At 40.8% G+C, this 24,524-nt stretch carries 21 protein-coding genes and 1 riboswitch; of the genes, 12 read left to right on the top strand and 9 right to left on the bottom strand.

What is annotated here, in order from left to right; all coding sequences use genetic code 11:
• Positions 1-10: 10 nt before the first annotated feature.
• From PQ456_RS22005 to PQ456_RS21985, 5 genes are all read right to left on the bottom strand, one after another.
• Positions 11-1,903 (bottom strand): ABC transporter permease, encoded by a 1,893-nt coding sequence (locus PQ456_RS22005; protein ID WP_273614140.1) that lies wholly within the window; start codon positions 1,901-1,903, stop codon positions 11-13.
• Positions 1,878-2,642 (bottom strand): ABC transporter ATP-binding protein, encoded by a 765-nt coding sequence (locus tag PQ456_RS22000; RefSeq protein ID WP_273614139.1) that lies wholly within the window; start codon positions 2,640-2,642, stop codon positions 1,878-1,880. Before PQ456_RS22000 ends, PQ456_RS22005 begins: the two co-directional genes overlap by 26 nt.
• A 106-nt stretch (positions 2,643-2,748) precedes the next feature.
• The gene (locus PQ456_RS21995) at positions 2,749-3,738 is read right to left on the bottom strand and encodes a sensor histidine kinase (protein WP_273614138.1); all 990 of its coding nucleotides are present in this window, start codon (positions 3,736-3,738) and stop codon (positions 2,749-2,751) included.
• A complete protein-coding gene (locus PQ456_RS21990) occupies positions 3,735-4,442 on the bottom strand; it encodes a response regulator transcription factor (RefSeq protein ID WP_273614137.1) in 708 nt (235 codons plus the stop codon). Before PQ456_RS21990 ends, PQ456_RS21995 begins: the two co-directional genes overlap by 4 nt.
• Positions 4,443-4,627: 185 nt before the next feature.
• Positions 4,628-4,996, bottom strand: coding sequence for a YxeA family protein (locus tag PQ456_RS21985; protein ID WP_273614136.1), 369 nt, complete (start codon positions 4,994-4,996; stop codon positions 4,628-4,630).
• Positions 4,997-5,179: 183 nt separating this feature from the next.
• On the opposite strand from PQ456_RS21985, the gene PQ456_RS21980 reads away from it, so the two are divergent.
• The 7 genes from PQ456_RS21980 to PQ456_RS21950 all read left to right on the top strand — a co-directional run bounded on the left by PQ456_RS21980 (position 5,180) and on the right by PQ456_RS21950 (position 12,142).
• Positions 5,180-6,211 carry a YdcF family protein gene (locus PQ456_RS21980; protein ID WP_273614135.1) on the top strand — a complete coding sequence of 344 codons (1,032 nt, stop codon included), beginning with the start codon at positions 5,180-5,182 and terminating at the stop codon, positions 6,209-6,211.
• 97 nt (positions 6,212-6,308) lie between these two features.
• The gene (locus PQ456_RS21975; protein ID WP_273614134.1) at positions 6,309-7,055 is read left to right on the top strand and encodes a dihydroorotate dehydrogenase electron transfer subunit; all 747 of its coding nucleotides are present in this window, start codon (positions 6,309-6,311) and stop codon (positions 7,053-7,055) included.
• On the top strand, positions 7,036-7,968 hold the full coding sequence (locus tag PQ456_RS21970) for a dihydroorotate dehydrogenase (RefSeq protein WP_273614133.1): 933 nt from the start codon (positions 7,036-7,038) through the stop codon (positions 7,966-7,968). The genes PQ456_RS21975 and PQ456_RS21970 overlap by 20 nt, the downstream gene beginning before the upstream one ends.
• A gap of 151 nt (positions 7,969-8,119) precedes the next feature.
• A riboswitch (purine riboswitch) is annotated at positions 8,120-8,223 on the top strand.
• A gap of 181 nt (positions 8,224-8,404) precedes the next feature.
• On the top strand, positions 8,405-9,037 hold the full coding sequence (locus tag PQ456_RS21965; protein WP_273614132.1) for a xanthine phosphoribosyltransferase: 633 nt from the start codon (positions 8,405-8,407) through the stop codon (positions 9,035-9,037).
• Complete coding sequence (locus tag PQ456_RS21960) at positions 9,031-10,392, top strand: nucleobase:cation symporter-2 family protein (protein ID WP_273614131.1); 1,362 nt, start codon at positions 9,031-9,033, stop codon at positions 10,390-10,392. Before PQ456_RS21965 ends, PQ456_RS21960 begins: the two co-directional genes overlap by 7 nt.
• A gap of 177 nt (positions 10,393-10,569) precedes the next feature.
• A complete protein-coding gene (locus PQ456_RS21955) occupies positions 10,570-11,502 on the top strand; it encodes a helix-turn-helix transcriptional regulator (protein WP_273614130.1) in 933 nt (310 codons plus the stop codon).
• Positions 11,503-11,596: 94 nt separating this feature from the next.
• On the top strand, positions 11,597-12,142 hold the full coding sequence (locus PQ456_RS21950; RefSeq protein WP_273614129.1) for a DinB family protein: 546 nt from the start codon (positions 11,597-11,599) through the stop codon (positions 12,140-12,142).
• 100 nt (positions 12,143-12,242) lie between these two features.
• Here the strand turns inward: PQ456_RS21950 and PQ456_RS21945 are convergent, their stop codons facing one another.
• From PQ456_RS21945 to PQ456_RS21935, 3 genes are all read right to left on the bottom strand, one after another.
• Positions 12,243-13,196 carry a serine hydrolase domain-containing protein gene (locus tag PQ456_RS21945; RefSeq protein ID WP_273614128.1) on the bottom strand — a complete coding sequence of 318 codons (954 nt, stop codon included), beginning with the start codon at positions 13,194-13,196 and terminating at the stop codon, positions 12,243-12,245.
• A 165-nt stretch (positions 13,197-13,361) separates the two neighbouring features.
• Positions 13,362-14,492, bottom strand: a complete 1,131-nt coding sequence (locus PQ456_RS21940) for a glycoside hydrolase family 88/105 protein (protein WP_273614127.1) — start codon at positions 14,490-14,492, stop codon at positions 13,362-13,364.
• 195 nt (positions 14,493-14,687) lie between these two features.
• The gene (locus PQ456_RS21935; RefSeq protein WP_273614126.1) at positions 14,688-16,217 is read right to left on the bottom strand and encodes an MFS transporter; all 1,530 of its coding nucleotides are present in this window, start codon (positions 16,215-16,217) and stop codon (positions 14,688-14,690) included.
• A gap of 377 nt (positions 16,218-16,594) precedes the next feature.
• On the opposite strand from PQ456_RS21935, the gene mmuM reads away from it, so the two are divergent.
• The 3 genes from mmuM to PQ456_RS21920 all read left to right on the top strand — a co-directional run bounded on the left by mmuM (position 16,595) and on the right by PQ456_RS21920 (position 20,134).
• A complete protein-coding gene (gene mmuM, locus PQ456_RS21930) occupies positions 16,595-17,584 on the top strand; it encodes a homocysteine S-methyltransferase (RefSeq protein WP_273614125.1) in 990 nt (329 codons plus the stop codon).
• A gap of 62 nt (positions 17,585-17,646) precedes the next feature.
• Entirely contained in the window at positions 17,647-19,062 is a 1,416-nt protein-coding gene (locus PQ456_RS21925; RefSeq protein ID WP_273614124.1) for an amino acid permease, read from the top strand.
• Positions 19,063-19,129: 67 nt separating this feature from the next.
• The gene (locus tag PQ456_RS21920; protein WP_273614123.1) at positions 19,130-20,134 is read left to right on the top strand and encodes an asparaginase; all 1,005 of its coding nucleotides are present in this window, start codon (positions 19,130-19,132) and stop codon (positions 20,132-20,134) included.
• A gap of 158 nt (positions 20,135-20,292) precedes the next feature.
• Here the strand turns inward: PQ456_RS21920 and PQ456_RS21915 are convergent, their stop codons facing one another.
• Entirely contained in the window at positions 20,293-22,158 is a 1,866-nt protein-coding gene (locus PQ456_RS21915) for an ABC transporter substrate-binding protein (RefSeq protein WP_273614122.1), read from the bottom strand.
• Positions 22,159-22,555: 397 nt separating this feature from the next.
• Between PQ456_RS21915 and PQ456_RS21910 the strand changes: the two genes are divergently transcribed.
• Both PQ456_RS21910 and PQ456_RS21905 read left to right on the top strand, forming a co-directional pair.
• Positions 22,556-24,142 (top strand): DUF4153 domain-containing protein, encoded by a 1,587-nt coding sequence (locus PQ456_RS21910; RefSeq protein WP_273614121.1) that lies wholly within the window; start codon positions 22,556-22,558, stop codon positions 24,140-24,142.
• A gap of 49 nt (positions 24,143-24,191) precedes the next feature.
• Positions 24,192-24,485, top strand: coding sequence for a hypothetical protein (locus tag PQ456_RS21905; RefSeq protein WP_273614120.1), 294 nt, complete (start codon positions 24,192-24,194; stop codon positions 24,483-24,485).
• Positions 24,486-24,524: the final 39 nt, after the last annotated feature.

The raw sequence follows: 24,524 nt of genomic DNA, 5'->3' as shown, positions 1-24,524 counted from the left end.
TTATGATTTATTAGCGCAAAGCCGATTTCACTTGCCCGATATAAAAGTGTCGCACAATAAAGAAGTAAATAATCTGTATCAATAAAAATATGCCTAACACCATACTGGATTCTTTTACAAGCGAAAAGTTAAACATATTCGATAATGTTGTTAACGCTACAGCTCCATGAACCAAAGCCACGACGATCGGAGCGAAAAACAGTAATGCAATCTGCCAGTTGAGTACTTTGTGTAACTCTTTGGTTGTTAATCCTAATTTGGAAATAGCTTTGAATTTCTGTTTGTCTTCATCCAGATCGCTGTATAGACGGAAGTATAAGAAGCTTCCTGCCGAGACAAAAAAGACAATCCCGATAAACAAACTAATAAACAGAGGCAAACCAAATTGTTTCTTTTGAATATAGATTTCATAGTCTTTAGCGAAAAATTGATAATCAGCTTCATAAGGCTTAACAGACTGCTGAATGTCTGAAGCAACTTGTATAGCAGTCGATTGCTCTACAGATCCATTCCATACATTAATCTGATTGGTAGCATACGGATGTTGAAGCTTTTGATAAAAAGTATCCGGTACAACGATATAATCTCTAACCATTGGAATGACTTGAGACATAGCTGATTGATTGGCTATTTGAATAGACAATCCTTTTTCTAACGTAATCTGCCCGTGTAACACATCGTTTTTCGATTGATCTCCAATCGTAGATGTTTTGCGAATGACTGCTTGTTGATTCGGTAAAGTAAGAGTAGGTTCATCTAGCAAAGTAGCCAATCGATTATAATCAGCAAGACTGACAATTGTGACGGTGTCTTTAGAATCATTGATTTTATAACGCAATAGATGTAATTCAGCAGGAGTCATATCAATATGATGTGTATTTAATGCGTCATTAATATCTTGAATATGTTGTGCTCGTGCTGTATCTTTTTCTGTAGAAAAATAAGTCATCGGATAAGCACTAGATGAAACGGTATTCGACATTAATACAGACTGAAGACCATACAATGAACCGATCGCGCAAAAAGAAACAGTTGATACAATAGCGACAAGAAAAAAGGTACGAGCATTATCTTTCATGCGATGGGCTAGATCCGAAAATAACAACATATTTGTTTTATACCAAAATAATGATTTACGTGCTTTTAAGCGGTGAATAATATAGACACTTAATTGTGTAAATAATAAATAGGTTCCAATACTGACCATAATAATAACCGGGAATAGTAAATAGATCGCTTCTTCTCCGGAAGCAGTTAAGGAGACAAAGTAGCTAATCCCGATCAATAAAACGACTATCATTGATAACCAGATGGATGATTTAGGATCACCTTTGGAAGTCTGATTACTTTTGATTAAAGTGATTAATTGCCGATTACGTAGCACAAACGTAATAAATAACGAAATCAACATAAACAGGATCATAAATGAAATAAACGTTACGATCATTGCTTGCAAAGGGATATAAAAAGAAAGAGATTCCTCCAGAATAAGCATCCGTTCACCTATGAGCAAAATGACTTTAGCAAATACAAGTCCAAGTCCAATACCGCCCAGTGTCGAGGCAAATCCGATCATCATATTTTCCAAAAATACCATCTTGCGTAGTTGCCCTACAGACATTCCCTGCATCATTAATAATCCAAATTCTTTTTGTCTGGAACGTAGAAATGAACTCATCGAATAAAGCACGAAAAAGAACGAAAATACATAAATGACCCATTTGGAAGCAGATAGTCCAGTAGCAGCATCATGATTTAGCGTACCTTGATTGAGCGCTGGATGATAAGCAAAAATCGAAAACGTAAAAAAGACCATAACTGTAAACATACTACTTAGAAAATAAGCGGCATACAACCGCTTATTACGGGCGATATTGTTATACGCGAATTGACGAAATGTCATTAGCGTGACCCCCTAGCAGTGATAACGTATCGATAATCTTTTGGAAAAACGTCTGACGGTGTTCCCCGCGATGAATTTCGGTATACAATTTGCCATCGCGTATAAAGATCACACGCTGACAATAACTAGCAGCAAGCGGATCATGAGTGACAAGCATCATTGTTGTCTGTTGTTCTTGATTGATCGTTTCCAGTAGTTCCATCACATCACGAGCAGACTTGGAATCCAGATTACCTGTCGGCTCATCCGCTAATAAAAGATGTGGCGTATGAATCATTGCACGCGCTATAGCGGCACGTTGTGCTTGTCCACCAGAAATTTCATAAGTGCGCTTATTCATAATTCCTGTGATACCTAGCTTATCAGCGATAACAGCCGCTTTTTCTTTCATTTCACTGACTTTTACCCCATCCAGTGTCAAAGGAAGTACAATATTTTCTTCGACCGTCAGTGTATGCAGAAGATTGAAGTCTTGAAAAACAAATCCAAGTTCACGTCGCCGAAATGTAGCAAGATCATTTTTTTTCAAAAGATTGATATTCTGATTATTGATCAAAATTTCTCCAGTGGTTGGTTCATCAATAGTGGCAATCATATTAAGCAGTGTTGTTTTACCGCTACCTGAAGGCCCCATAATACCGACAAACTCACCATCTTCGATCGTAAATTGAATATTGGATAACGCTTGATAAGTGACTTTGCCCTCGTATATTTTGCTAACCTGATTAACGTGTAACATGTCTTATCCCCCTCGGTGATTGATTCGATACGTTTAGTATAGATAGAACCGATTAAAGGAACTATCGATTTCTCTTTCAATCACCTTACAGCGCTGTAAGATAGCATTAACGCTGATATGATGGGAAAAGAATACGTACTGTTGTACCTTGATTTACCGTAGATTCTAGCTCCAACTGATGATCTAGTCGCTGAGCTGCTTCGTGTGTTAGGTATAAGCCCATACCTGTTGATTCGCGGAAATGCCGACCATTTTCGCCGGTGAAAAAAGGTTCAAATACACGCTTTATATCCGAAGCTGGAATCCCTACACCATAATCTTGTACTTCGATCACCGCTTGATGACCTACAATATATGAAGAAAGAATCACTTTATTGTTGGTGTGTGCCGAGTATTTGACCGCATTGACGACCAGTTGAGAGACCATAAAAAAGAGCCATTTCTGATCCGATTCTGTCCAGAGATCACCGTCTTTGATCTTCACATCAGGATACACTTGATTGCGAATAAAGAGACGCTTATGTTCTTGCACCACTTCGCGGATTACTTCAGATAACGAGATCGAGCGAATATGAAAATCCTGTTCAAATGTTCTTAAACGTGCCATATATAAAATCGTATTCAGCCCTGAACTCATCCGTTCCAGTTCTTCACGAATACTTGCAAATTCAGGTTCATCCACATCTTGTACTGTTAATTCGATCACAGATAAAGGTGTCTTCATCTGATGTACCCATTGATTCATAAATGTTAAATGCTCTTGCTGTTGTTGATTAATCGTAGCAAGACGTTGTTGGTAGTATCGATACTGCTGGCGTAGCAATTGTTCTAATGCTTCTGAGACAGGAGCTTGATCTAACTGCTGAACCGAATCATCTAATGAGAGTAGAGGCTCCTGTAAGCGCCGATAATAATGACGACGGCTGTAATACTGATAACATAAATATCCACCTAAGAAAAACAGCCCTAACATAATCGAATACAGAGCAGGGCCAACATTCCGGTATCCATCTAACCAATAAATGCTCATAACGGCACTAAATTGAATAATCTGAATAACGATTAACAGCGCATGTTCTTTCAAAAAAAGCTTCATAATCCATCATCCTGATTCCACGAAATATACAGTCGGTAACCGATGCCGCGCACCGTCTCTACCGCATCCAATAGACCCAGATCAAGAAACTTTTTGCGTACACGAGTGATATTGACGTTCAGTGTATTTTCATCGACATAGGTCTGATCGTCCCATAACTTTTCAAGTAACGCTTCCCGGCTAGCTACTCGTGGATGGCGTTCGATCAGACTTTCAATAATATCTGCTTCTTTTTTCGTTAATAATACGCTCTGATTGTTGTAATGAAGTTCTAGTCGTTCAGGGTATAAAGATAATCCTTCTTTATGCAAAATAATCTCTTCATGCTTGGAAGCATATTCTCCGTAAGCACGCCGTAGATGACTGCGAATTTTGGCCATGACGATACCGTAATCGAACGGTTTAGTAATATAGTCATCGGCTCCATTTTCGAGTGCCATAATCTGATCCATTTCCCCTGCACGTGCCGAAATAAAGATCACCGGACAGATGGAATGGGCACGAATCTGACGACACCAGTAATACCCGTCATAACTGGGGAGATTAACATCCAGAAGTACCATATCCGGTTGCTCTTGTTGAAATTGTTGTAGCACATGTTCAAAGTCTGTGGTTACAATAACATGGTAGCCATATTTCACAATATACGATTGCAATAATTCGGCAATCTTACGATCATCTTCGACAATCAAAATAGTCTGCATGATTATTCACTCCTTACCTACAGTTCATCGGTATTATTTAACCTAAAAAGAACTCTTTTCTATTTCATGTTATCGCAAACACGAAGAAAAGAGAGTCCTTTTTTTACATAAAAGAAGTATTCTAATTATTTATAGACTGGCAACCTGTTATGAGATGAAGTAGCTCTCAACGGTACAATAAATAGTTAGTGACGCAAATAGGATTGGACTACTGTGGGAATCTGGTCATAAGAAATTTCCTTATAAGATAGCACTTGTTGATTTTTGAGTGTTAATTGGAGATAAGCACCTTCACGTAATGAATGCATACCGAAAAATGTAATCGTTTGAGGGTTTCCTTTGTCATCCCATGCGGGTAATGTGTATTCGACAGTTGTATCCTGTGAAGATGAAGTATTAGAAGACGAATTATGAACTTGTACATAATAGATTTGCTTAGGAATCAACGGATTAAGTTTGGTCAGGTCTTTCTCAGATAATTGACTAACCAATGTGATAACAAGCAAGATAACTATCGTGAGTACAAATAGTAAAAGCTTAGTTCCGTTACGCATAATGATCGTTCCTTTCGTGTAGAGATCTTACGATCTACTTTACTAACCAACTAGCTATGTGTACTATCGATTTGGCTTACGTCTACCTTACAGTATTGTAAGTTGATTTATCGTACCAACCCGATATGCTAAAAAAGAAGTCTGAATGATCAAAATGGAACATAGACAACAGGAGGAAAATACGTGATTTATATATACAGTTTGACTGTCTTTTTTCTTATCTTGTTCGTTATCAATTACGCAATCGATCAGCGGCGGGTACGAAATGGAGTCTTTCTGACGATTGGAATATTGCTTCTTTTGTTCAGTTCGATTGTGTATGCAATCAGTAATCTGGATGGGGTTATTCCATATATCGGTCTATTATTAGTACTTATTCTAGTATTACTTGCTCCTGTCATGTTATTAGTGATTGGAATTGCACTGATCTACAATGGACGTACGTTATTATCCAAAGAAGGCTGGAAATTACCTAACTTGCTATCTTTGCTTGTAGGCATAGGGATAGCGACTTTACCTGTTATTACATTCCTGATGCCTTCGGTCGGTATTTTGCAACCTGTTATTATCTTTATTCAGTTATGCTTTGTGTATTATGGATTTTTATTTATTTGTTATCTGGTATCCTCCACTTTGTACAACCTCAACCGAGTAAAGCTCAATCAAGATTTTATTATTATTTTAGGCAGTGGATTGATTAAAGATCGTGTTCCCCCGCTATTAGCAAGTCGTATTGATCGTGCGATTACTTTTTATTATCGACAACAAAAAATACAATCACCCCCTCGATTTGTTGCTTCAGGTGGACAGGGTAGTGACGAAGCGATTGCTGAAGCAGAAGCGATACGCAATTATCTGCGATCCAAAGGAATCCCTAATGATCAGATTATTGTCGAAAATCAATCTGTAAATACACTACAAAATATGCAATTTTCCAAACAAAAAATGGATGCATTGATGGAAGGTAATCCATATTCCTGTATATTTGTGACGAACAATTTCCATTTATTCCGCGCAGGTATCTATGCACGAGAAGCAGGGATTACAGGCGATGGTGTGGGTTCACGTACTGCATTTTATTATTTACCAAATGCTTTTATCCGCGAATATATCGCTATTCTGGTAATGTACCGCAAAGTACATGTGATGATGACTGCTTTTATTTTGTTAACAGTGATAGGGCTTAGTCTGCTGAATATTAATCTAGTACGCTAAATAAACGATTAAAAAGATAAGACAACTGTGAAAATAGTTACAACCAAATCCTACACTTCCCTGTAAGATAGTGAGCGGTGAAAAGGGGGAAGTGTGAATGGCAACGATTATCTCAAATATAGAAGTATCTCCAAGCGTGTATGTGATCAAGGTAGCAGGTCAATGGGCAGGAGCAATGGGACAATTTTATATGATACGTCATCGTGCTACGCAGGGGATTGCTATAACCGATCCTTTGCTGTCTCGTCCGCTGAGTATTCATGATCAAGGCGATGATTATATCGCCTTTTTATATAGAGTGACAGGTAGAGGAACAGCTCTATTAGCAAGCTTATCGGTAGGACAGGAATTGCAATTGTCCGGCCCTTTTGGAAATGGATTCCCGGTCGTTGATCCTTCTGAATCGGTTGCTTTGGTTGGCGGAGGAATGGGAGTAGCACCGTTGCTATTAGCGGCTAAACATTACCGTCAGGCAGATATTTATGTAGGATTTAATCATCATTCCTTTGCGGTCGAGTCTTTCGAGCAGATCCTACAGGACAGCCAGCAGATTCATATCACTCAGGGGCAACACACCAATATCGTTGATATCGTAGACCCTAGATTGTATTCAGTCATTATGGCTTGTGGGCCTGCGGGTATGTTACAAGCTTTGGCTACAAAAATAAAATCACTCCATGCGCGCACATTATTATACATTTCAACAGAAAAACGAATGGCATGTGGTATCGGCGCTTGCCTCACTTGCTCAATTCAGACGGTGAACGGCAATGCTCGTGTGTGCAAAGAAGGCCCTGTATTTACAGCAGAGGAGGTGAACTGGAATGACCTCTCTCATATGTAATCTAGCAGGCGTAGCACTGCGTAATCCTATCATTATGGCTTCTGGAACATTCGGATTCGGACGAGAATATGGCGAGTTGTACGATCTCAGTATACTTGGCGGGATAGCGAGTAAAGGTCTGACTTTGCATCCACGTTCAGGCAATACCGGTTGTCGTGTGCAGGAGACACCATCAGGTATGATGAACAGTGTCGGGTTGGAGAATCCAGGCATAACGTCTTTTCTGGAAAATGAATTAGATCATATGGTTGCCAGTGGGGCGGTGGTTATTGCTAATTTGGGCGGAGCACATCTGGAAGAATACGTAACTGGTGCGGCGCAGATCAGCGAATCTTGCGATCTCCGTCAACGTCAGGGACAGAAGGCTGTTGATCTACTGGAACTGAATATCTCATGCCCTAATGTCAAAGAAGGCGGTATTCAGTTCGGAGTCGATACCGAAGTGGCTCGCCAGATTGTACGAGAAGTTAGACAGGTTACTCGTATTCCGTTGATCGTCAAATTATCGCCTAATGCACAGGATATTGTCGCAATGGCGTATATGTGTGAGCAAGAAGGTGCGGATGCTGTATCGCTGGTGAATACCTTCTCAGCGATGAAGATCGATATTGCTCAGCGGCGTAGTGCTTTTCAAAATACGTATGCAGGTCTATCTGGCCCTGCGATCAAGCCGATAGCGCTACGAATGGTGCATCAAGTCTCTCAAGCACTCTCTATTCCAGTGATCGGGATGGGCGGGATTAGCTCGGTAGAAGATATGATTGAATATATTATGGCAGGCGCCGAAGCCGTGCAGATCGGGACGTATAATTTTGTGAATTTACATGCAGGTGAGGAATTGGTATCTGGACTCACTGCTTGGATGGAAAAGGAAAAGGTACAGTCGCTAGACGAGATTCGTGGGATTGTTTGAAATAGATAATGAATAGAAGTATATGTAATTACATGTATTTGTTGAAAGAGAATATCTTATAAAGGCTCTTCTCTTATGAAAATGTGAAAATTATTCTTGAAACGTTACATGAATACGTGTAGTATACATATATAATTTTATACAGATTGCGCGAGGAATCGGCAATCGTCCTCATATAATATTGGGAATATGGCCCAAAAGTTTCTACCGGATCACCACTGTAATGATCTGACTATGAGTGAAGCATGTATTGGAGCATAGCGATAACGTTCGCTTGGGATCAATACATTGTTATGCAGATCGTATTTTTATAATTGGACATGATGATTATAGAGGATCGATACAGACAGACTTCACTTGAGAGCAATCACTCAAGGAAGTCTGTCTTTTTTATTTCCCCACAAATTACATCGTTATTCTAAAGGAGAGAGAACATATGAAAGAATTACAAGAACGTATTCGTCAGGAAGGACAGATTTTGTCCGAAAAGGTATTGAAAGTGGACTCATTTCTGAATCATCAGGTGGATACTGGATTAGCGGTTGAGATCGGCAAAGAATTCGCCCGACTTTTCGCCCATGAAAAGATCACTAAAGTGTTAACGATCGAAGCAAGCGGGATTCAATTTGCGATGGCAACGGGAATTGCTTTGGGTGTTCCTTTCGTCTATGCCAAAAAGAAAAAAGCGATCACGCAAGGTGATGTGGTCTATGCGGCTTCTGTACACTCATTTACCAAGCAAGAAACGTATCAAGTGACGATCGTCCAAAGTTATCTGAATAAAGAAGACCGTATCTTGATCGTTGATGATTTTTTAGCCACAGGAGCGGCGCTAGTTGGTCTAGCAGATATCGTCAAAGCTTCAGGAGCAACGTTGGTTGGTGTCGGTTGTGTGATCGAGAAGACGTTCCAGGAGGGACGCGGACTACTGGAAGAACGCCAGATTCCGATTCAATCGCTAGCACGCATTTCATCGATGTCTCCAGGGCATGTTGATTTTATCGAAGAGACACCATTGATTCCTTCTCTGGTGACCGTAGCTTCTGGAAATGAGGATTCTCCATGTTAAGTAGACGCAAAATATTTACACTAGGGCTTCAACATGTGATGGCGATGTATGCAGGTGCGATTGCTGTACCACTTATTGTCGGTGGAGCCTTGCATCTGACTGCCGAACAAATGGCTTATCTTATCGCCGCCGATTTATTTACCTGCGGGATTGCTACATTGCTACAAGTACTAGGAACACGTTATTTTGGTAGTGGATTGCCGGTTGTATTGGGATGTACGTTTACTGCTGTAGGGCCAATTATTGCCATCGCGTCGACCTCGAATCTCGCCACCGCCTATGGAGCGATTATTTTATCTGGATTATTCGTTGTCTTGATCGCGCCATTATATGGTCGACTGCTTCGCTTTTTCCCGAAAATCGTTACCGGTTCGGTCGTAACGATTATAGGCTTATCGTTGATTCCAGTAGCGATGAACAATGTAGCAGGCGGACAAGGCAGTAGCGATTTTGGCGCACCTCGTAATCTTATGCTTGCCCTAATAACGTTATTAGTGATTTTGTTAGTCAATCGTCTGGCTAAAGGATTTTTGCGTTCGATCTCGGTATTGGTCGGATTATTTGTCGGTACTGTTGTTGCGTATAGTATGGGGATGGTGCATTTCGGTTCGGTAGGAGATGCTTCTTGGGTACGTGTAGCACAGCCTTTTTACTTCGGTATACCGGAATTTAGCTTAACCGCCATTGTTACGATGGTCATTGTTAATATTGTGAGTATGGTTGAATCGACAGGGGTGTATATTGCGGTCGGGAAAGCGATTGAGCAGAAAGTCGAGCAAAAACAGATCGTCAACGGACTTCGTTCTGAAGGTCTAGCGATTATGTTAGGTGGATTTTTCAATGCTTTTCCGTATACAGCGTTCTCTCAAAATGTAGGGCTGATTTCGCTTACCAAAGTCAAAACACGTAATGTCATTTTTGCAGCATCCGGTATTATGATTGTACTTGGTTTATTGCCGAAATTAGCAGCTCTTACGACTGTGATTCCAAATGCAGTATTAGGCGGAGCAATGATCGTGATGTTCGGATCGGTAGCGGCATCGGGTATCTCGATCCTGTCAGAAGTGAACTTGCGTAATGATCGCAATCTGATGATCGTAGCATGTAGTATTGCTGTTGGATTAGGTTCTGCGGTATTGCCAGATATGTTTGGTCAATTGCCAAGCTTTGCCCAGACTCTTTTGCAAAACGGGATCGTGACCGGTTCGATTACAGCGGTCTTGTTAAATATTATTTTATCGCGTAAAGGTGAAATGTTCGACAATCCAGAGGACAACGAAAATTCGAGTGCTATGGCATCTGATGCTGGAGATAGCACTCAAGTGAAGACAGGGATTTCTTCGCAAACCACGTAATATTTGTACAAATTCATCCTTACCTAGCCGTTACTGTAAATATGCAGTAACGGTTTTTTGTGCTACCCAGTCATGATTGTGGATTATAGATAGCTATCCGTAAAAAGTTGGTCAAACAAAGTAAATAACAGTATAGTATTTTTAAATAGTAATTGTGGGAGCGGATGAGGTGAAGCAATGAACAAAACAGAGCGCATGTTAGCGATTGTACTGGAGCTTCAGCGCAAATCGTGGGTACGTGCAGAAGATTTAGCGAGTATCTTTGAGATCAGCGTACGGACGATCTACCGCGATATGCAAGCACTCAGTGAAGCAGGTGTGCCATTGCTTGGTTCTCCCGGGCAAGGCTATTTGTTAATGGAAGGGTACTTTTTGCCACCGGTTCATTTTACAGCTTCTGAAGCAGTATCTTTATTAATCGGCACCGATTTTGTAGAACAGCAATTCGGACAACATTATCGCCGTAATGCAGAAGTGGCCCGGCGCAAAATCGAATCTATTTTGCCAGCTATCGTACGTGAACAATCGAATCCGATGCGTGAAGGGATTCGCTTATTGGCTCAACAAAGAACACTAGCGACAATAGACGACAGGCAATATATTGAACCGATCGGACAAGCGATTGTCCAAAAACGCAAATTAAAATTTGGATATAGTAAGCCACATCATTCTGCTATTACACGAACAGTCTGTCCATACGGTCTAGCCTTTAATACGAATCACTGGGTACTGGTAGCTTATTGTGAATTACGGCAAGATATTCGGCATTTTCGGTTGTCACGTATTTCTGATCTGGTGGAATTACAGGATAGCTTTGTTTTACCCGAGCATTTCAAATTATCCGAGTACCGCCCGCCTGATGATCGGAACATGTTGATACGTTTACAATTTGATCCACATATGACCGAACGTATTCAAGAAGTGGGTAATTTTTATATCGAAAAAATAGAAGAAGAACCATCTGCTACGATCGTTACGCTACGTGTACGGCAGGTAGAAGATGTGCTTTTCTGGATCTTGAGTTGGGGAGATCAGGTGACTGTGTTAGAACCAACATCGTTGCGATTACAAATAATTGAAAAAATAAATAATATGTTAAAACGCTACTGACATAATGTTGTCAGTAGCGTTTTTGTATAGTAAATACAAATCAACCGCTCAGATCGCTACTTCAGATCGTGAAGCGCCCAAGGAGAAGATATTGATGGATACGAAAAAGGTACTGCAACAATTTGAACAGGAAGTCGATCAGTATATTCAAGCGTTGGAACCGTATAGTATTGAACAGTTAACGTTACAACCTGAGGCAGAACAATGGTCACTCGGTCAAATGTACAATCATTTGATACAATCGGCGCAACAGATGCATCTTGCCAATATTGATACCTGTATCAAGCGTCAGCAAGCAGAAGAAGAGATTACCGAAGTGAACTACAAAACCTATGCAGGGGAAGCAATACTGGAATTAGGCAATTTTCCACCTATTCGTGTACAGGTTCCAGCTTCTCCATTTTATACACCCACACAACCTTCTACCAAAGCTGAATTGCTAGAAGGATTAGAACAAGTGCGTGCACGTATGCAGAATATTGAGCCTCTTTTAGCAACAGTGAATCCACAATATACAGTAGCTCATCCGCGCTTTGGGCATTTAAACGCTCAGGAATGGTTTACGATTATTGATATGCATTACCGTCATCACTGGCTTCAAAAAAATCGATTGGATCAATTTCTAGGAATGACAGTATAACAAGTTTAATAATAACGAAATAGCAAAAACACGACTGCCTATAATCGTAGTCGTGTTTTTGTATATTTTATTTATCACATGTATACGCTAGGTACCATGATTATACGTCTTGTTCTTCTAGCAAAGGCACTACAAAATCGCGAAATACATCAAGCGGTGTGCGCTTGCGTTTGAATCGGTCTGCTGATACTGTAACGACTAGCTCGTAAGAAGGCACAACGACAATATACTGTCCGCCGAACCCTAGTGCATAATAATAGGGAATATCGACTTTGGGCTGGCTGTCCAATGTAAAAGAAGAATGCCACCAGTGCCAACCGTAATGTGCTTTTTGCGGGCTATCTACAGCGATTAATGGGCTTGTAGCATGTCGTACAGTGGATGATTGAATCAATGATTTCCCGTTCACTTTGCCCTCATGTAAATACAACAATCCAAATTGTAGCATCGCCGCTGGAGGTAGTTGCAGTCCAAATCCACCTGTATGTACACCTTGCGGATCAGTCTCCCAGATATAATGATTAATACCCAGTGGTGCAAATAGATGCTGTTCAGCAAAAGAAGCTACAGATTGTCCTGACGTGCGCGCTAGAATCGTCGCTAACAACTGCGAACAACCTGAATTGTATTCCATCACGGTGCCAGGCTCATGAACAAGCGGTTGCGACAGTACAAATTCAATCCAATTGGACGTTTTGCTCATTGTAGGAAATGAATGTTGTCCTCCAAATTCAGTCCAGTTGAATCCAGCAGACATCGTAAGTAACTGCTCGATTGTAATTTGAGCTTTACGTGGATCAGGGTCTTGATGAAGCTGTGGAAAAAAAGTAGAGATCGCTGTATCTGGAGCAGGCATAATACCTTGATCAATCGCAATACTCACTAGGCTAGACAATATACTTTTGGTACAGGAATTGATTTTGAGTGGAACCTCTTTTTGATCAGGCTCACGATAATAATCTAAAATTTGCACGCCCTGTTGGACGATCAGACAACTATATAATTCTCGCTCAGTCAGTTGAGAGACGAGCGGTGCAGTATCAATCAATTTCATAGAAATGGTACCTCCTTTGAGATCATTGCTCTTCTCATCATAAAACAAAAACAAGCGTTGTGAAGCGATAACAGAATCGTTACAGCTTCACAGCGCTTATTCGATAGGACTATCTTTTATAGATCGGAAATTAGATCGTATGAGTGTTCTATCTGCCAATTCTATTTATTTCACAGGTTGGTTCAACAGTTCAACTTCAGCCATCGCTAGAATAAAAGCACCGATTCCTTTGGGATCGTTACAGATAATCGGTTCGCTAATGTAGTAAGCATACGTGCCATCGCGTTTGTCTTTACCACCAAGACCAGCAACCTGACAAGTTTTATTCAGATTGATCAGACCTTCTTCGGTAATCGTGATAAATTCCTCAATAATTCCGTTGCGAATCTGCTCCATTTTGACACGATAGCGTTCGGGTAGATAACCTTTACGCAGTCCTTTGGTAACAGCATACAGAATCATACAAGAAGCTGACGATTCTAGATAATTGCCTTTCGCATCTGGCAAGTTTAGAACTTGATAAAATACACCACTCTCTTGATCTTGTACTTTCATCAATGCTTCCATCGTTTCTGTAAGCATCTGAATAATAGCATCCCGATCTTCATGATCTTCTGGCAAAATATCGAGTACATCGACCAATGCCATCACAAACCAGCCGATTGAACGTCCCCAGAAATTTTTGGATAACCCTGTTTCAGGATCACACCACGGTTGCTCTTTTTTTTCATCCCATGCGTGATAGAGCAGTCCTGTCTGTGGATCACGTGTATGTTGATAGCATAATTTGAATTGTTGCGTCACATCGCTATAGTCTTTGATATCGGCAAATTCACGAATATATTCGGCGTAGAATGGAGCACCCATATACAGCCCATCTAACCAGATTTGGTACGGATAAATTTGCTTATGCCAGAATGCGCCTTCACTGGTACGTGGATGATTCATCAATTGCTGACGTAGCAGATCTGCGGCGATACGATACCGCTCTTCACCGGTTGCACGATACAGAGGGAATAATAATTTACCATTGTTCACGTGATCAATATTGTATTCGTCAACCGTATAACCACGAATACCCCCTGCTTCTTCAATAAAAAAGTCCATATTAGTACGAATATAATCTAAGTATTTGTGATCTTGCGTTAACTCGTATACCAGTTCCATCCCTTTGAAAATAACACCGTTGTCGTATTCCCATTTGTGCTTCAATTCAGGAGTACGCTGCATCACAGAATCGCTCATTCGTGCTGCCCAATTTTGAATTGTGTCTACATCATATACTGTACTTGTCATTACACTATTCACCTCAATCATTAATTTGTGTTGCATTTTATTTACTTATTATTGGAATATAAGTAAATAGAAGTGCTTACATAATAAAGCGGAAAAAGTTGAAATAACGACTGTTTAAACGGATATTGCTTACTGTCACTATTGTACACTGCATTGAGTGTAGATAACAGAAGTACATATTCCAAAGCGCTTTTATTATGTTTTGACAGGAATACTTTGATCGCGAGGAACGTTTTTGTAACCTACATTATTGTGTCCCCAACAGCGTTCATAAGCAAATCCAGTCAGTTGTTCAAAAATAGTACGTGTCTCAGGTGTAGCGTCTTGCATAGAACCGCCTGCTTTGAGTCGATCAATCTCGTCAATCATTTTTTTGTGATTATCAATCGTCAATTTCATTACAAGTGTAGCCAAAATACCGACAATCGCTAAAATAATCGTTCCAAATACGAGTACACCGAAAATAGCATGTTGCGCGCTGACCGGTTGTGTTAATGCTTTGGAGACAAAGCCAAAGTACTGTAATACCCAGCCGAGTATAAATACGACGACAGCTCGAACCATTTTACCTGCAAATGTCATCATCCCCGCGTAGATGCCTTCTCGTCTGCGTCCGGTGAGTGCTTCATCGACATCGGCTAGAAATGTATATTGATTCCATGGAATATAATAGACACCGCCTGTACCCAGACCCATAAATAAAGTGATCACATACAACCAGACCATCATATTAGAAGCACCGGTCAGATACAGAATACCGTATCCTGCGACACTGAAGCAGACAATCGTAAGTGCCATAATAAATGGCATTTTGAATCCTTTACGTACACAGAATTGGATAAAAAAGTAGGTAGAGATCAACTGAATAACCGAGTTAAAGCTGTTAAGATTGGATACTTGTTCTGAACTTTGAAATAAAGAAAATACAATAAAATACGTAAATGCAGATGTGAATAACCATTCTGCTGAAAATCCACCTAGATACATCCCCAAATGATGACGGAACGTTTTGACCCGAAACGTTGAAGAAATATCGATAAACAGTTTTTTCATTGAATCGATAAATGACAGTGGAGCTTCATCTGCCAATTCTTTTTGCAATTCTTCGGATGGACGTTCCCATGTGTTTTTATACAGAAAGATCAATGCTATAATCAATAATCCGGCAAACACCAACCCTGTATAAAAGAACGGTAACGGTGAATCTTTGCCATATTCAGCAATAAAGCGCCCGGGAATAAAAGCAGCTGCAAAGTTCGCCATTTTACCAAACATCGCTTTCCAGCCTGTGAGACGTGAACGTGCTCCAAAATCACGTGTCATCTCTGATGCAAGTGCTTCATAAGGAACCATTACCGATGTATAAATCAATTCAAATAGTATATAAGTAGATAAGTAATACCAGAATCCAAAACCATCCATCCACATCAACGGATAGACTAGCATCAAAGGAATACCTAGCATAATAAAAAATTTACGTCGTCCAAACCGTCGCCCGAGTCGTGTCCGGTGGAAATTGTCGCTGACAAAACCCATAATAGGATTACTGACTGCATCAACAATACTCGCAATCGAAAAGATTAATGCCGCTTGAACAGGAGATAGTCCGCAAAAAGTAGTATAAAAGTATAATAACCATGCTCCACTAACAGCCAGTGCACCACTTCCTAAGATGTTACCGCTTCCATAAGCAAGTGTATGACGTGTCTTAATCGTTCGTTCCATTGTGAATGGCACCTCGCTTTATAATGACTATCATATGTAACTCCTCTATACATCTGTTCTACTTTAATTGTTAACGTTAACATTTTCCTCCTTTCGTTGTAATCTCAATAGCTTTTAGATAACCATTTGAACCCATAAGAACCTTAATACACATAAATAAACCAATTAATAACATTATTCTACATCATTTAGGAAAAGGCTTACAACAATAATTTTTACAGCATCTATATCTAAAATGGTATATGATATTGATTTCCTCTTTCATCGGTCTTTTAAAAAAGATGTATTTGAAGAGTAGGATGAAGGTTTACAAAGGATGTATAATCATCTAGAATACGTTCAGACTCATTCACATTACCGCATAAAAGGAGTAAAACATGAATCCTATACAATATATTTTGCAACACTTTCCACTTATGGTGTTGGATGGAGCAATGGCAACCGAATTAGAGCGTCAGGGCGCTGATCTGAATGATAGTCTCTGGTCTGCCAAATTATTAATTGAAAATCCTGAATTGATCGCTGATGTGCATCGTCAATATTTTGAAGTAGGCGCAGATTGTGCGATAACGGCTAGCTATCAAGCGACTATCGAAGGCTTTGTTGCTAGAGGATACACAGAACAAGAAGCTATTCAGTTAATACAAAAATCAGTGCAGATCGCTGTAGAAGCTAGAGACCAGTTCTGGGCAACCTATGTGCAAAAATATCGTACAGAGCAACCGATCGAAGGATCAGCCGATACACTCCAACCAACCGATCAATATGATCGTCCTAAGCCACTTGTCGCTGCTTCTGTTGGGCCTTATGGTGCTTTCTTGGCAGATGGTTCTGAATATCGAGGAGACTATGATCTGACTGAACAGCAATTGATCGATTTTCATCGTCCACGGATTCAATTATTAATCGAAGCTGGAGCAGATATTTTAGCTTGTGAAACGATTCCTTGTCTGGTCGAAGCACGTGCGATCGTCAAAGTGCTAGAAGAGTTCCCGGGTTCCTACGCATGGATTAGCTTCAGTGCCAAAGACCAACAGCATATTAGCAATGGAGAACGTATAGCTGATTGTGCAAAATGGTTACACACTCATGAGCAAGTAGCGGCAGTGGGTATTAACTGTACAGCGCTGGAATATATTCCATCACTGATCGAGCAGATCGCTACAAGCACCGATAAGCCTATTGTTGTCTATCCGAACTCGGGTGAACAATATGATCCGGTGACCAAAACATGGCATGGTAACTCTTGTGATCAACATTACGGTCAACAAGCACATCAATGGTATAACAAAGGCGCACGTCTTATCGGCGGTTGTTGTCGGACGACACCTCAAGATATTGCTCAAATTAAAGAAATCATGAACTAACGAAATAGATTCTGTCAAAGGTTTGCTATTTTCGAAGATAAGCTAGGAAAGGTCGGGGGACGATGGCATTAGAGCAAGAGCAAGTTGAAGCAACAGGTATAGAAGAAGGTACTTTTCAGCGGAAAATGAAAAGCCGACATCTAGTGATGTTGTCTTTGGGTGGTGTTATTGGAACAGGGTTATTTCTAAGTTCCGGTTATACGATCAATCAAGCAGGGCCACTCGGAACGATTCTTGCTTATCTAGTGGGCGCTGTGATTGTGTATTTAGTGATGTTATGTCTGGGAGAGCTATCGGTGCATATGCCGGTTACAGGAGCTTTTCATGCGTATGCTGCCAAGTTTATCGGGCCGGGTACAGGTTATATGGTGGCATGGATGTACTGGTTAACATGGACAGTAGCGCTCGGTTCTGAATTTACCGCAGCAGGGTTGTTGATGCAACGCTGGTTCCCGGACACATCGGTCTGGATGTGGAGTGGCGTATTTGCTTTACTTGTGTTTCTGTTAAATGCTTTTTCAGTGCGTTTTTTTGCAGAAGCCGAGTTCTGGTTTTCAGGGATCAAAGTCGCGATTATTTTACTGTTTATTATATTAGGTGGAGCTGCTGTGTTTGGTGTTATTCCGATGCGAGAAGCAGGAGCGGGTGCACCGTTATTTAGTAATTTCACCAGTGATGGCGGGCTATTTCCGAACGGAATTTTGCCGATCTTTATGGCGATGTTATCAGTGAATTTTGCGTTTTCCGGTACAGAATTAATCGGGATAGCAGCAGGGGAAAGTGTAGATCCAGACAAAACGATTCCGCGCGCGATCAAAGCAACAGTCGGAAGATTGATTATCTTTTTTGTCGGTACGATTTTTGTTCTGTCTGCGTTGATTCCGTGGCGAGATGCAGGAGTAATCGAAAGTCCATTTGTTGTTGTATTTGATCGAATTGGGATTCCATATGCAGCAGATATTATGAACTTTGTGATTATTACAGCATTATTGTCTGCGGCGAATTCAGGGCTATATGCTTCTTCACGGATGTTATGGTCATTATCCAAAGAAAAAATGTTGCCTTCTGTATTTTCACGTCTGACTTCATCAGGTATTCCACTGAACGCGATGATTATCAGTATGGTTGGCGGTGGATTATCGCTGTTATCCAGTGTCGTTGCGCCGGACACGATCTATATTTTCTTAGTATCGGTATCTGGGTTCGCTGTCGTGGTCGTCTGGATGGGAATTGCGGCTTCTCAATACATGTTCCGTCGTCAATTTGTACGTGATGGGCATCATCTTAGCGAGCTGAAGTACCGAACACCACTGTATCCGATTGTGCCGATTGCTGCATTTGTACTCTGTTTTGCTTCTTGTATCGGGATTGCTTTTGACCCTAATCAAAGTCTTGCTTTTTATTGTGGAATTGCCTTTATGGTGCTGTGTTATCTGGCGTATTATATCCAGAATAGAAGAGGAAAAAAGGCACTTTGAGTGATATACTGAAATGAGCAAGCAAGGCTAGTATAGCGGTAAAAGAACAGCGGAGGGACTTACACTAATGAAAAATATTTTGTTTATCAATACAGGCGGTACTATTTCTTCTTCTGGCGAGCAAGGTGGAGGACTTACTCCTACTCAATCCGCAGAACATATTGTTGCCGCTGTGCCAGAACTCAAAGATATTTGTAATATTGAAGCGATGACTTTGATGAGTGTAGACAGCACCAATATTCAGCCGGAAGAATGGGTGACGATTGCTCAGACCGTCCATGAACATTTGCCTCATTACGATGGTATTGTTATTGCTCATGGAACAGATACGATGGCATATACAGCAAGCGCCCTTAGCTTTATGTTAGGTGCACTGGATAAGCCTGTGGTCATTACAGGTTCTCAAGTATCGGTACTGGCAGAACATAGTGATTCACGTATTAATATCAAAGATGCGTTCCGTACAGCATCCACTGAATTATCCGGCGTATTCGTTGTTTTTAATGGCAAAATCATTAATGGAGCACGTGCTTCCAAAGTCAGAACCAAAAGTTACAATGCATTTGAAAGTATTAACCATCCGTATATCGGTTATCTGGAAGAAGATACGATTGTCTATAATGAGATTCCACATACTCAGCGTCCAGCAGGGCATGTATACAATGATCATTATTCGCCTAATGTATTTCTACTCAAATTGATTCCTGGTATGCAGCCTGATATTTTCGATGCGGTCAAAGCGTTAGGATATAAAGGAATTATCGTTGAGGGATTCGGTATGGGTGGTGTGCCTTTCAAAGAAATCAATCTGATCGATAAGATCGAAGAGTTGGTTAAAAGCGGCATCAGCATTGTAGTCACTACTCAGTGTCTATATGAAGGTGGCGATCTGACGATCTATGAAGTCGGGCAAAAGGTACTCGAAAAAGGTGTTATCCCTTGCTACGATATGACTACTGAAGCACTAACAACCAAAATGATGTGGGTGCTTGGTCAGACAGACCATCCAGCTGAAGTAGAGCGAATGATGGCGACCAATTATGTCGATGAGATTACGATGCCGATTCGATAAAGAAAGTAATTGTCCAGTCGTTACATTGAAATACTAGATAATACACTAGAATACAAGTGAAGCTGCAATAAATGAAACCCTGCTCCTGATTCACTAAGGAAGCAGGGTTTTTCATATACAGCTACATCTTTTTTGTCAAAATTAGATAGAGTCACATTTTATAATTTGGGTGGGAACCAGATATGACGCAGATCGACCCAGCCCTGACTGTTAAAAGTAACTCCGCGTACAGAAGGAAGATATGTCGTCTGAAAAGGCTTTTCATATAAAATATGCAATTGATATTCTGCCAGTAATCGATCTTCGATCTGCTGAAAATATTGAGTACGGATAAGCGGATCAGGTTGCCGCTGAATCTGTTCTAACAAATGCTCAATATCGATCACCGTATGATGCTCCACATGACTGGCTAATGTGCGATAGAGATCGAATAATCGTAGTTGCTCATCTTGATCTCTTGTCAGTGAAAAGACGATCAGATCGGATTCCATCCGTACACTGCCTTTAAATTGCTCTACAGGCGTAGATACCACATTACACTGATATCCTGCTTGCTGTAAGGTATCCGCAATCCAGTGAGCATCTTTGCGGTACTGTGGAATCGTGAGGATTCGAAGCGGTGTCTCGGCGATCTGTGCTATCGTTGCTTGATCCAGTTCAGGATGAAGCTTTTTAGGATAACTGTAGTTAGAACGGCTATTCATATCCAAAGAATCATGAGATGCAGAAGAAGTATTATTATTCGTAGTAGAATTGTTTTCTGTATAATTTTCGATGTGATCGGAACTATTTTCGAAGATAGTGCTGGTTATCGCTAAAGACTCTGCTTCACGCGCATATTGCAGGCACCGACTGATATGAGCGCGAATATGCGGATCACGTAGTAATCCTTCTTTGCGTGTATTATAGGTGACGAATTTGCGTACCGTTACAGGGGAATGCATCTGGCTCCAAGCTCCTTGTTCTGATGCTGAACCCGAGGTATGCTGATGCATCATATGAAAAGGAGATTGACGATCAGGCTGTTCTAGCTGATCGGGTGCTACATTCCATGGGATATGAATAATCTCCACCTGATCCAGATGCGCTCGTCCTTGAAAATGAGGCTTAAACACTTCCAGCACACAGTTATCTTTACTCATTTCTACCATCCGAAAAGGGCCTGTACCGCTAGGCTTCACTCCGAATAATTCTTCTCCTCTTCGGTTCAATCCGTTCGGTACTATCGCCGCTCGACTGGTGCACAAAAAAGGCAAAAACAATTCACTCGGTTGCTTCAATATGATCTGCACTGTATTGTTGTTGAGTGCCTGTACAGACTGTATTTGTTTGGCGATAAAGCGATACAACATCGGTTGCGAAGTCTCCATCAATCGCTGAAATGTATACACAATATCGTCTGCTGTCATCATTTGCCCGTGATGGAACATGACTTCTTTTCGTAGAAAAAATGTCCACACTGTACGTTGTTCATTCACTTCCCAGGCATGTGCAAGATGAGGAATAATCTGCTGTGAATGTGAAGCTTGTCGTACCAATCCATCAAAAATATGACTGGATACAAACGATTCGGCTAGCAAATTCATATATAGCGGATCGACAGTATGAATCTGCTGACGAATCGGTAATCGTAGCGTATCGACCTGTCGATTGCGTTGTATTTCGGAATGAGGGCCGAAGTAGCCAAATAGCCAATCTTGTACCCGATTTTCTAAGGTAGAGGATTGAGCATATTGCCGAATCTCGGTTAACGTCTGCTGAATGTCTTTGCGCTGAATCGTCTGCATCATCGACTCAATAGCAATTTCTTCAGGCTGAATAATAAAAGTCAGTGTCGATCGCCGTCCACGTCCACGTTGTGAACTCCACTGGATCCATCCTTGTTCTGTCATTCGTGTGATTAAATTCAGTGCGTTACGATGGGTACACTCAAATGTAGTCGCTAACTCATCTAATGTAATCTGCACTTCGCTATGCTGACCATACTGTGAATGTAATAACAAAAACTGATGATGTAATTTCATAGGGATTATACTCCTTGGGTTACATGCTAGGGACCGCTTCGGGAAAGGAATCATCCTGTCGATCGCTGTTGTAGCCGGATTTTTTGGATAACCGCTGTAGCGGTCAAAATCCGGCTACAAAGGCGAACGCTTCGCTTCTTACGGACGATTTCTTTCCCTCCGCTCCGAGCATGGAGACACCTCAATGATTGTAATGTGGGGCGGGCAGGCTAGAAATATATATTTATTAAAATAGGAAATTTAATAAAATAATTCTTCTCTTTATCTTCTTATTTTATCATCTACAATAAAAATAACAACAAACCTAACAGATGATAAGCGCGACCATAAGAAAAATAGGATATGTTAGCTAAATAGGTTACTACAGTGATGCACTTTCAAAAAAAGGAGATCGAAAATGTACGAGAAATTGATCGTGGCTAAGCATCGGACGTGGATTGCTTTGCTTGGCGCGTTGGGACTGGCGACTGTTCATCAGTATTTATTTTACGGGCATAGCCTGGGGATTTCGTATCCGGTATTTATTCTTTTATTTTACTTGTATATGTACACTTATGCAGGGGACAAGCTACGTGCAGGATCATGGTTTAGCCGTTTTGCGATGACCGTTATTATTTTACTGTCACTCACATATGGATTGTTCACCAATCCGATTTTTATGGTACTGAATGCTTTGTTTGTGCCTTGTCTGATCTTTTTGCATCTTGCTTATATGTTAAGTCATCGCAGATTATCGTGGCATCGTCCCAAGCTGTTGATCGACGCACTGGATCATGTGATTCCACAAGCAGTACGACATTGGGTTACTCCTTTTCGTATACTCAAAAATGCTGCTACAGGCAAAATGGAACAGGAAAAAAAGAAAATCGTAACCAAAATATTAATCGGTCTGGTGATTGCCTTTCCGCTACTATTGATTATTATCAGTCTGCTAACATCGGCTGATCGCATATTTGGGAATTTATTATCTACATTGCCGAACTGGATTGATGGACTGTCGTTTGGAGAAGGTAGTTTTCGCGTGCTATGGATTGTGATTGGAGGACTGATCTTTTTCGGATATTTGTGGGGATTTGTACAACCCTATATCTATCCGCCAGTCGTTGATTATAGACAACAACCGTTACCCGGTTCAGCTTCTGCTGCCTCTGGAGTCGGTCTATCTTCACCTGTTCCGCCTGTCTATGGACCGCAACCGCTATTAGCGTCTCCTGTTGCTAAGCGTCATCCCATACGCATTGATCCTATTATTATGGCGACGATACTGATCTTGATTAATATCGTGTATGTGCTCTTTGTAGTGGTGCAGTTCTCTTACTTATTCGGTGCAGGGCAAGGGCAGATTCCAGATGGGCATTCTTATGCAGAGTATGCTCGCAGTGGATTTGTTGAACTGGTCATGGTGACTTCATTGAACTTTGTAATTATGGTATGTGTACTTTTGTATATGGCAGACAGCAATCTGATCTTGCGCCGTATCAACAATAGTATGTTGTATATTTTACTGATTTGCTCTGGTGTGATGTTATATTCAGCATTTGCCCGTCTTATCTTATATGAACAAGCTTATGGATATACGTATACCCGTTTTCTTGTGCATGCGTTTATGATCTTTCTCGGTGTATTATTACTGGTCGCAGGCTTGCATATCTATTGGAAAAAGGTACCACTTGTCAAATGTTATATCGTGCTTGCGCTTACCGCTTATGTGGTTGTGAATTATGTAGGGATGGATCGAATTATCGCTGTGCAGAATTTAGATCGATATGAACAGACAGGACAGATTGATTTCGATTATCTCAACAATTTGTCCAGTGATGCGATTCCTGTATTGTTACAGCGAAGTGCGACACTGTTGCCTGCATCTCAGCATTATTTCCGTCAGGATAAAGCTTATTTATTTGAAAAAGAACAATCCTGGCAGTCGATTAACTGGGCAGATTACCGCGCAATACGAGCGCTTCGTAGCGATGGATCTTCTTAATTTGGATCGAAAAGTATATTATCTTACAGCACCAAAGGAGCGAAATATGATGGTAACTCAAGCATTGATCGAATGGAATATAGATCCCACTTCGTTGCCACAGCAGAAATGGTTAACCGATCAACAACTCAATGTAGACTTGTATTCTTCTACTGTTGATCCTACAGAGGAAGGATGGAATATCCAGATTCGAATTACAGAATCATTGCCAGATTCTTGGAATACGTATGCAGAAGTTCAATTTCTGACCGATCCCGATGATCCGTTAGAAGAAGGATTTACATTTTTATTATGGGCAGGTTCTTATGTAGCCGATGTGACGATTGTAGGGGAAACTCATTAATATATAACGCAAAAAGCTCTCCATATCAAAGGAGGGCTT

This window comes from Paenibacillus kyungheensis (assembly GCF_028606985.1).
Lineage (GTDB): Bacteria > Bacillota > Bacilli > Paenibacillales > Paenibacillaceae > Saccharibacillus > Saccharibacillus kyungheensis.
This window is presented reverse-complemented; position numbering and strand designations above follow the sequence as displayed.

Coding starts and splice junctions, on each gene's coding strand:
- mmuM (WP_273614125.1), top strand. CDS start 16,595: ATGAATCCTATACAATATATTTTGCAACACTTTCCACTTATGGTGTTG.
- PQ456_RS22000 (WP_273614139.1), bottom strand. CDS start 2,642: ATGTTACACGTTAATCAGGTTAGCAAAATATACGAGGGCAAAGTCACT.
- PQ456_RS21975 (WP_273614134.1), top strand. CDS start 6,309: ATGGCAACGATTATCTCAAATATAGAAGTATCTCCAAGCGTGTATGTG.
- PQ456_RS21955 (WP_273614130.1), top strand. CDS start 10,570: ATGAACAAAACAGAGCGCATGTTAGCGATTGTACTGGAGCTTCAGCGC.
- PQ456_RS21990 (WP_273614137.1), bottom strand. CDS start 4,442: ATGCAGACTATTTTGATTGTCGAAGATGATCGTAAGATTGCCGAATTA.
- PQ456_RS21960 (WP_273614131.1), top strand. CDS start 9,031: ATGTTAAGTAGACGCAAAATATTTACACTAGGGCTTCAACATGTGATG.
- PQ456_RS21985 (WP_273614136.1), bottom strand. CDS start 4,996: ATGCGTAACGGAACTAAGCTTTTACTATTTGTACTCACGATAGTTATC.
- PQ456_RS21935 (WP_273614126.1), bottom strand. CDS start 16,217: ATGGAACGAACGATTAAGACACGTCATACACTTGCTTATGGAAGCGGT.
- PQ456_RS22005 (WP_273614140.1), bottom strand. CDS start 1,903: ATGACATTTCGTCAATTCGCGTATAACAATATCGCCCGTAATAAGCGG.
- PQ456_RS21920 (WP_273614123.1), top strand. CDS start 19,130: ATGAAAAATATTTTGTTTATCAATACAGGCGGTACTATTTCTTCTTCT.
- PQ456_RS21995 (WP_273614138.1), bottom strand. CDS start 3,738: ATGAAGCTTTTTTTGAAAGAACATGCGCTGTTAATCGTTATTCAGATT.
- PQ456_RS21940 (WP_273614127.1), bottom strand. CDS start 14,492: ATGACAAGTACAGTATATGATGTAGACACAATTCAAAATTGGGCAGCA.
- PQ456_RS21905 (WP_273614120.1), top strand. CDS start 24,192: ATGGTAACTCAAGCATTGATCGAATGGAATATAGATCCCACTTCGTTG.
- PQ456_RS21970 (WP_273614133.1), top strand. CDS start 7,036: ATGACCTCTCTCATATGTAATCTAGCAGGCGTAGCACTGCGTAATCCT.
- PQ456_RS21925 (WP_273614124.1), top strand. CDS start 17,647: ATGGCATTAGAGCAAGAGCAAGTTGAAGCAACAGGTATAGAAGAAGGT.
- PQ456_RS21915 (WP_273614122.1), bottom strand. CDS start 22,158: ATGAAATTACATCATCAGTTTTTGTTATTACATTCACAGTATGGTCAG.
- PQ456_RS21950 (WP_273614129.1), top strand. CDS start 11,597: ATGGATACGAAAAAGGTACTGCAACAATTTGAACAGGAAGTCGATCAG.
- PQ456_RS21910 (WP_273614121.1), top strand. CDS start 22,556: ATGTACGAGAAATTGATCGTGGCTAAGCATCGGACGTGGATTGCTTTG.
- PQ456_RS21945 (WP_273614128.1), bottom strand. CDS start 13,196: ATGAAATTGATTGATACTGCACCGCTCGTCTCTCAACTGACTGAGCGA.
- PQ456_RS21965 (WP_273614132.1), top strand. CDS start 8,405: ATGAAAGAATTACAAGAACGTATTCGTCAGGAAGGACAGATTTTGTCC.